At 74.0% G+C, this 7,725-nt stretch carries 6 protein-coding genes and 1 tRNA gene; 4 read left to right on the top strand and 3 right to left on the bottom strand.

Features of this window, described 5'->3' with window-relative positions:
* Positions 1 to 4: 4 nt before the first annotated feature.
* Both pgi and AB0O00_RS07370 read right to left on the bottom strand, forming a co-directional pair.
* Positions 5 to 1,666 (bottom strand): glucose-6-phosphate isomerase, encoded by a 1,662-nt coding sequence (gene pgi / locus AB0O00_RS07375; protein ID WP_363649137.1) that lies wholly within the window; start codon positions 1,664 to 1,666, stop codon positions 5 to 7.
* Between the two features lie 244 nt (positions 1,667 to 1,910).
* The gene (locus AB0O00_RS07370; protein ID WP_363649136.1) at positions 1,911 to 3,494 is read right to left on the bottom strand and encodes a Na+/H+ antiporter; all 1,584 of its coding nucleotides are present in this window, start codon (positions 3,492 to 3,494) and stop codon (positions 1,911 to 1,913) included.
* A gap of 197 nt (positions 3,495 to 3,691) precedes the next feature.
* On the opposite strand from AB0O00_RS07370, the gene AB0O00_RS07365 reads away from it, so the two are divergent.
* The 4 genes from AB0O00_RS07365 to AB0O00_RS07350 all read left to right on the top strand — a co-directional run bounded on the left by AB0O00_RS07365 (position 3,692) and on the right by AB0O00_RS07350 (position 6,531).
* Positions 3,692 to 4,600 carry an NADP-dependent oxidoreductase gene (locus AB0O00_RS07365; RefSeq protein WP_363649135.1) on the top strand — a complete coding sequence of 303 codons (909 nt, stop codon included), beginning with the start codon at positions 3,692 to 3,694 and terminating at the stop codon, positions 4,598 to 4,600.
* Between the two features lie 74 nt (positions 4,601 to 4,674).
* Positions 4,675 to 4,748 (top strand) — tRNA-Lys (locus tag AB0O00_RS07360).
* A gap of 122 nt (positions 4,749 to 4,870) precedes the next feature.
* The gene (locus AB0O00_RS07355; RefSeq protein ID WP_363649134.1) at positions 4,871 to 5,896 is read left to right on the top strand and encodes a GlxA family transcriptional regulator; all 1,026 of its coding nucleotides are present in this window, start codon (positions 4,871 to 4,873) and stop codon (positions 5,894 to 5,896) included.
* Complete coding sequence (locus tag AB0O00_RS07350) at positions 5,896 to 6,531, top strand: DJ-1/PfpI family protein (protein ID WP_363649133.1); 636 nt, start codon at positions 5,896 to 5,898, stop codon at positions 6,529 to 6,531. The genes AB0O00_RS07355 and AB0O00_RS07350 overlap by 1 nt, the downstream gene beginning before the upstream one ends.
* Here the strand turns inward: AB0O00_RS07350 and AB0O00_RS07345 are convergent.
* Positions 6,528 to 7,718: an MFS transporter gene (locus tag AB0O00_RS07345; protein WP_363649132.1), complete on the bottom strand. Its 1,191-nt coding sequence runs from the start codon at positions 7,716 to 7,718 to the stop codon at positions 6,528 to 6,530. The genes AB0O00_RS07350 and AB0O00_RS07345 overlap by 4 nt on opposite strands.
* Between the last annotated feature and the right edge of the window lie 7 nt (positions 7,719 to 7,725).

Here is a 7,725-nt window from a genome sequence, read left to right as displayed (position 1 = left end):
CGGCTCAGCGCCCGCGCAGCGCGCGGTAGCGGGCGACCAGCTCGGCGGTGGAGCTGTCCAGCTGCTCCGCGCCCTCGCCGGACAGCAGCACCGGCTCGATCCGCTTGGCGAGCACCTTGCCCAGCTCGACGCCCCACTGGTCGAAGGAGTCGATGTTCCAGATCGCGCCCTGGACGAACACCTTGTGCTCGTAGAGCGCGACCAGCTGCCCGAGCACCGACGGGGTCAGCTCGCCGGCCAGGACGGTGGTGGTCGGGTGGTTGCCCTTGAACGTCTTGTGCGGGACGAGCTCGGCCGGCACGCCCTCGGCCTCGACCTCCTCGGCGGTCTTGCCGAAGGCCAGCGCCTGGGTCTGGGCGAAGAAGTTGGCCAGCAGCAGGTCGTGCTGGGGGACCAGGCCGGGCAGCAGGTCGGCGACGGGCCGGGCGAAGCCGATGAAGTCGGCCGGGATCACCTTGGTGCCCTGGTGCAGCAGCTGGTAGTAGGCGTGCTGGCCGTTGGTACCCGGGGTGCCCCAGACGACCGGGCCGGTCTGCCAGTTCACCGGGTTGCCCGCGCGGTCCACCGACTTGCCGTTGGACTCCATGTCCAGCTGCTGGAGGTAGGCGGTGAACTTGGACAGGTAGTGCGAGTAGGGCAGCACGGCGTGCGCCTGGGCGTCGAAGAACGCGCCGTACCAGACGCCGAGCAGGCCCAGCAGGAGCGGGACGTTCTCCTCCGGCGGGGCGGTGCGGAAGTGCTCGTCGACGAGGTGGAAGCCGTCCAGCATCTCGCGGAAGGCGTCCGGGCCGATGGCGAGCATCAGCGAGAGGCCGATCGCCGAGTCGTAGGAGTAGCGGCCGCCGACCCAGTCCCAGAACTCGAACATGTTGGCCGTGTCGATGCCGAAGTCCTGCACGCCCTGGGCGTTGGTGGACAGCGCGACGAAGTGCTTGGCCACCGCCTCGGTGCCGGCCTGCAGTCCGTCGAGCAGCCAGGTGCGGGCCGAGACCGCGTTGGTGATGGTCTCGATGGTGGTGAAGGTCTTCGAGGCGACGATGAACAGCGTCTCGGCGGGGTCCAGGTCGCGGACGGCCTCGTGCAGGTCGGCGCCGTCCACGTTGGAGACGAAGTGGACGTCGAGGTCGCGCTTGGCGAAGGAGCGGAGCACCTCGTAGGCCATGGCCGGGCCGAGGTCGGAGCCGCCGATGCCGATGTTGACGACGGTGCGGATCTGCCGGCCGGTGTGGCCCTTCCACTCGCCGCTGCGGACCCGGTCGGCGAAGGCGGCCATCTTGTCGAGGACGGCGTGCACGCCGGGCACGACGTTCTCGCCGTCGACCTCGACGACGGCGCCGCGCGGGGCGCGCAGCGCGGTGTGCAGGACGGCGCGCTGCTCGGTGTTGTTGATCTTCTCGCCGCGGAACATCGCGTCCCGGAGCTCGGCGACGCCGGTGGCCGCGGCGAGCTCGCGCAGCAGCTCCAGGGTCTCGTCGGTGACCAGGTGCTTGGCGTAGTCGACGTGCAGGTCGCCGACCCGCAGGGTGTAGCGGCGACCGCGCTCCGGATCGGCGGCGAACAGCTCGCGCAGGTGGGTGTCGCCGAACTCGGCGCGGTGCTTGCCGAGGGCGGCCCACTGCGGGGTGCGGTCGAGCGGCGTACGGGCGTCGGCGCGGGTCTCCGACATCGGTGTCCTCGATTCATCTGGGTGCAGATACCGGCAGGGCCAGGCGGTGAGGGTCTCTCGCGAGGTCGTGCGGGTTCCGGTGGTGCGCCGACTCCGTTGACGGCCTGCCCGGGGCCAGCCTATGCAACGCCGGAGGGAGCGGCGCACATTCCGTCCGGGCACGTCCGGTCGGGGGTGGACGAGGGCGTGAACGCCGGATGACCGGATGCCGCGTCACGTCGTCTCCCGCGAAAGCCCCGGGCCGTCACTTCCGCTCGGAGCGCAGGTCGAGCCCGCGCAGCACCTGGTCGACGAGCTCCGGGTCGGCGCCGAGCTCGCCGCGGGCCACCAGCATCTCCCGGCGGGAGGCGGCGATCATCTCCTGCTCGACGTCCCGGGCGGCCCGCCACTGGGAGAGCCGCAGCTTCGCCTCGTGGGCCTCCTCCTCGGCGTACTTCTCGGGACAGAGCCGGGCCAGCCGGTCGTGCTGACGGTCCCGCAGGCGGTCGGCGACCTCGGCGGGCAGCCGGTCCTGCTCCTCCAGTTCGCCGAGCCGGTCGAGCCCGGCCCGGGCGGCGCGCCACCAGAGCTGACGGACGGCCTGCTCGTGCCGGTCCTGGTCGAGGTCGAGCTGGAAGCGCTTGGCCAGCCAGGGCAGGCTGAGGCCCTGGACGAGCAGGGTGAACAGCACGACGCTGAAGGCGATGAAGACCAGCCGGCCACGCTCGGGGAAGTCGGCGCCGGAGTCGACGGTGAGCGGGATGGCCAGCGCCAGGGCGACGGTGGCGACGCCGCGCATGCCGGACCACCAGAGGACCACGCTCTCCCGCCAGCTGAACGGGGTGTCCTCGTCGTCCCCCGCGCGCAGCCGCCGGGACAGCCAGCCCGCCGGGAGCAGCCAGAGCAGGCGGACCACGACGACGACCGCGATCACCATGCTCGCGTCGCCGAGGAAGCCGGTCCAGCCCTGGCCGGCCTCCTTGAGCACGGTCGCGAGTTCGAGGCCGATCAGGCCGAAGGCGACGCCGGTGATGAGGATCTCGACGACCTCCCAGAACGCGTTGCCGACCAGCCGGTAGGAGACGGCGTCCGCGTCGGCGGCCCGGTCGGCGAGGTAGAGCGCGCAGACCACGACGGCGAGCACGCCGGAGCCGTGGATCTCCTCGGCGATCGTGTAGGCGGCGAACGGGACCAGGAGGTTGAGCGCGACCTGCTGGGTCGGGTCCTCCAGGAGCTCGGCGAGCTTGGCGTTCACCCAGCCGAGCGCGACGCCGACGACGACGGCGAGCACCGCGGACAGCACGAAGCGCAGCACCGCGTGGCCGGGCGAGAAGTCGCCGCTGACGACGGCGTCGATGGCGAGCGAGTAGATCACGATCGCGGTGACGTCGTTGAACAGGCCCTCGCTCTCCAGGATGGCGACCAGGCGGCGCGGCAGGCCGACGCTGCCGGCCACGGCGACGGCCGCGACCGGGTCGGGCGGGGAGACCAGCGCCCCGACGGCGACGGCGGCGGCCAGGGGCAGGGCGGGCAGCAGCCAGTGGACGGCGCCGGCCACCGCGATCGTGGTGACCACTACGAGGGCGACGGCGAGCAGCAGGATCGAGCGGACGTTGGCCTTGAAGTAGCGCACCGAGGAGCGCCGGGCGACGGCGAAGATCAGCGGCGGCAGGACCAGCGGGAGGATCAGCTCGGGCTCGACGGAGATGTCCGGGATCTGCGGCACGAGCGCCATGACGATGCCGAGCAGGGTCATCAGGACCGGCTGCGGGACGCCGGTGCGGCGCGCGAGCGGCAGGGTCACCACCGAGGCGAGCAGCACCAGGAAGAACAGGGGCAGCTGGCCCACGGGGGGTTTCCTCTCGACGACGGACGGCCGAGCACCGGACGACTGGGTGACGGACGGCTGAGCGCCGCCCAGGATAAATCTGACAATGCGCCCATCCGGGAGGACACGCCGGGGCGTGGTTGACCTCAAGCGCACTTGAGGTCAGATGATCGGGAAGAACCACCGCCCGCACCACCGACGAGAGGCAGGAGCCCCCCATGAAGGCCGTCACCGTCCCCGAGCCCGGCGGCCCCGAGGCCCTGCGGGTCGCCGAGGTGCCCACCCCCGTCGCGGGGCCGGGCCAGGTACGGGTCCGGGTGTACGCCGCCGGGGTGCAGCCGGTGGACCTCGCCATCCGGGCGGGCTTCCGGCCCCCGGGCGTGACGGTCGAGGGCCCGCTGGTGCTCGGCAACGAGTTCGCCGGGGTGGTCGACCAGCTCGGGCCGGGCAGCTACGGCTGGGAGGTCGGCGACGAGGTGATCGGCTTCCGGGTGCTGGACAGCCAGGCCGAGTTCGTCGTCGTGGACACCTCGCACCTGGTCGCCAAGCCGGCCGGGATGCCGTGGGAGCAGGCCGGCTCGCTCTCCGCCTCCGGCCAGACCGCGCACATGGCGCTCGAACTGCTCAAGGTCGGCCGGGGCGACACCGTCCTGGTGCACGGCGCCTCCGGCGGCGTCGGCACGGTGGCCGTCCAGCTCGCCCGGGCCCTCGGGGCGACCGTGATCGGCACCGCGAGCGAGCGCAACCACGACTACCTGCGCGAGCTGGGCGCCATCCCGGTGGCGTACGGCGACGGACTGGTCGAGCGGGTCCGGGCACTCGCGCCGGACGGCGTGGACGCCGCGTTCGACGCCGCCGGGCGGGGCGCGCTGGAGGCCTCGGCCGAGCTGGTCGCCGACCGGGACCGGATCGGCACCGTCGTCGACTACGCGACCGCCGAGCGGCTCGGGCTGCGGCAGCTGCGCGCACAGCGGACGGCCGCCCGGCTGGCCGAGCTGGTCGAACTGTGGGAGGCGGGCGGGCTGCGGCTGGAGGTCGCCGAGACCTTCCCGCTGGAGCGCGCCGCCGACGCCCACCGGATGGTCGCCACCGGGCACGTCCGCGGGAAGGTCGTCCTCACCGCGTGACGCCCGCGGGCGGGGCCGCCCGGGCCGATTGTGTGTTTCCGCCGCTGACCAGGTAATGTTCTCCACGTCAGCAGGCGCCGCTAGCTCAGTTGGTTAGAGCAGCTGACTCTTAATCAGCGGGTCCGGGGTTCGAGTCCCTGGCGGCGCACAGACAGCCGGAAGGCCCCTTGCGAAAGCGAGGGGCCTTCCGGCGTTTCCCGTCACTGCAGTGGCAGGAAAGGTGGGAAACAGGTCATTGCTGCCCTCCCGGCCCGCTGACAGGCTGGCCGTATGACAACGCGCAGCGTGGTCGTCGTCCTCTACGACGGCGTGCAGAGCCTCGACGTGACCGGACCCCTGGAGGTGTTCGCGGGAGCGGGCACCGCCGCAGGGCAGCCGGGCGCGTACCGGGTTACGCTGGCCGCCGTCGGCGGCGGGCCGGTGCGCAGCTCCAGCGGGCTGCGGGTGCTGCCGGACGCGGACCTGGCCGACGTCGGGCCCGTGCACACCCTGCTGGTTCCCGGCGGGGAGGGCACGGACGCCCCGGACCCGGCCCTGGTGGCGCGGATCCGGGAGCTGGCCGGCCGGGCCGAGCGGGTGGTGTCGGTGTGCACCGGCGCCTTCCTGCTCGCCGAGGCCGGACTGCTCGCCGGGCGCCGGGCGACCACGCACTGGGCGTACTGCGCCGCCCTGGCCCGGCGGTTCCCGGACGTCGAGGTCGACCCCGACCCGATCCACGTCCGGGACGGGCACGTCGCCACGTCGGCCGGGGTCACGGCCGGCATCGACCTCGCGCTCGCCCTGGTCGAGGAGGACCTCGGGCGCGACGTCGCGCTGCTGGTCGCCCGTCACCTGGTGGTGTTCCTGCGCCGGCCGGGCAACCAGGCCCAGTTCAGCACCCAGCTCGCCGCCCAGGTGGCCGCGCGCCGGCCGTTGCGCGAGGTCCAGCAGTGGATCGCCGAGCACCCGGAGGAGGACCTCTCGGTCGAGGCGCTGGCCCGGCGCTCGGCGCTCTCGCCGCGGCACTTCGCCCGCGCCTTCGCCACCGAGGTCGGGGTCACCCCGGGCCGGTACGTGGACGGCGTCCGGCTGGAGGCCGCGCGGCGCCGCCTGGAGGACACCGAGGACGGGATCGAGGAGATCGCCCGCGCCTGCGGCTACGGCACCCCGGAGGCGATGCGGCGCGCCTTCGTCCGGGCCCTGGCCGCGCCACCCGCCGAGTACCGACGCCGCTTCCACCCTGCTCCCGGCCCCGGCCCTGCTCCCGTCCCCGGCCCTGCTCCCGTCCCTGGCCCGAATCCCACTGGAGGAAACTGATGCGCATCGCCGTCGTGCTGTACGAGGACTTCACCGCCCTGGACGCCGTGGGCCCGTACGAGGTGCTGTCCCGCATCCCCGGCGCCGAGGTGGTCTTCACCGCGGCCCGGCGGGGGCCGGTCCGCACCGACATGAAGAGCCTCGCGCTCACCGCCGACGCCGCCTTCGGCGAGGTCGACGCCGCCGACGTGCTGCTCGTGCCCGGCGGCCCCGGCACCATGCCGGCGCTCGCCGACGAGGCGCTGGTCGACTGGATCCGCCGGATCGACGCGACCACCACCTGGACCACCTCGGTCTGCTCCGGCTCCCTGCTGCTCGGCGGCGCCGGACTGCTCAAGGGCCGCCGGGCCACCTCGCACTGGTGCTGCCTCGACGCGCTGACCGGCTTCGGCGCCGAGCCGACCGGCACCGAGCGGGTCGTCCTCGACGGCAAGTACGCCACCGCCGCCGGCGTCTCGGCCGGCATCGACCTGGCCCTGACGCTGACCGGCCGCCTCGCCGGGGACGCGACCGCCGAGGCGATCCAGCTGGTCATCGAGTACGACCCGCGGCCCCCGTACTCGGCGGGCTCGATCGCGACCGCCCCGGCGGGCCTCGCCGACTCGCTGCTGAGCACCAACCTGCTGCTCACCTAACCGCGCCGGGCCGGGAAGCCGTGGGTGCGGGCGGCGAGGACCGCCGCGAGGGCGGGGAGCAGCAGGGCGAGGACCGTCCACGGCAGTGCGCCGGTGCCGAGGCGGCCGAGCACGAGGCCGCCGACCACCCCGCCGCCCGCCATCGCGGCGTTCCACAGGGTGACGAGCATCGCCTGGGCCGCGTCGGCCTGCTCCCGGCCCGCGTCGCCGACGGCGGTCTGGCGCAGCGTCGGCACCCCGCCCCAGCCGAGGCCCCAGAGCAGCGCCGCCGCGTACACGAGCGGCGCGCTGCCGGACCCCACCCCGAGGACGCCCGCCGTCACCGCGACCAGCAGCGCGCCGCCGATCGTCAACCGCCGCAACCTGCGGTGGATGTGCGCGCCGACGAACCAGATGCTCGCCAGCGAGGCCAGGCCGAAGACCAGCAGCACCGCGTCGGTGGAGCCGCCGAGCCCGGCGCGGGCGAGGAAGGGCGCGATGTAGGTGAACAGGATGGTGTGCGCGAGCACGAAGAGGAGGGTCACCGCGAGCACCGGCACCACCCCGGGCACCGCGAGTGCGCGCCTCATCGGCACCCGCTGCCCGGCCGGCTGCCCGGGCTGGTCCGGCAGGACGGCGGCGGCCCAGCCGATCACCGCGAGCGCGAGCACCGTCATCGCCAGGAACGGCACCCGCCAGGAGAGCGCCTGGCCGGCGAAGGTGCCGGCCGGCACGCCGAGCGAGAGCGCCACCGGGATGCCGGCCATCGCGATCGCGATCGCCCGGCCCTGCAGCTCGGCGGGCACCAGCCGGCGCGCGTACCCGGCCAGCAGCGCCCAGGCGAGGCCGGCCGCCACGCCCGCGACGAAGCGGGCGGCCATCGTGAGCGGGTAGTTCGAGGAGAGCGCGGTCACCGTGTTGGCGGCGGCGAAGCCGGCCATCGCGGTGAGCAGCAGCCGCTTGCGGCTCCAGCCGGCGGTGGCCGCGGTGAGCGGGATCGCGGTGGCCGCGGTGCCGATCGCGTAGCCGGTGACGGTCTGCCCGGTCGCGGACTCGCCGACGCCGAGGGACTCGCTCATCCCGGGCAGGACTCCGGCGGGCAGGGTCTCGGTCAGCGCGGTGACGAACACCGCGGTGGCGAGCGCGAGCAGGGCGGGGTACGGAAGTGCCGTACGGGTGCGGGGAATTGCGGACTGTGTGGTCGCCATGCGGACC

Source organism: Kitasatospora sp. NPDC093558, from assembly GCF_040683475.1.
Lineage (GTDB): Bacteria > Actinomycetota > Actinomycetes > Streptomycetales > Streptomycetaceae > Kitasatospora.
This window is presented reverse-complemented; position numbering and strand designations above follow the sequence as displayed.

What these genes read in the sequence shown, in the direction of transcription:
- pgi (WP_363649137.1), bottom strand. Translation starts at nt 1,666, where the DNA reads ATGTCGGAGACCCGCGCCGACGCCCGTACGCCGCTCGACCGCACCCCG.
- AB0O00_RS07365 (WP_363649135.1), top strand. Translation starts at nt 3,692, where the DNA reads ATGAAGGCCGTCACCGTCCCCGAGCCCGGCGGCCCCGAGGCCCTGCGG.
- AB0O00_RS07355 (WP_363649134.1), top strand. Translation starts at nt 4,871, where the DNA reads ATGACAACGCGCAGCGTGGTCGTCGTCCTCTACGACGGCGTGCAGAGC.
- AB0O00_RS07350 (WP_363649133.1), top strand. Translation starts at nt 5,896, where the DNA reads ATGCGCATCGCCGTCGTGCTGTACGAGGACTTCACCGCCCTGGACGCC.
- AB0O00_RS07345 (WP_363649132.1), bottom strand. Translation starts at nt 7,718, where the DNA reads ATGGCGACCACACAGTCCGCAATTCCCCGCACCCGTACGGCACTTCCG.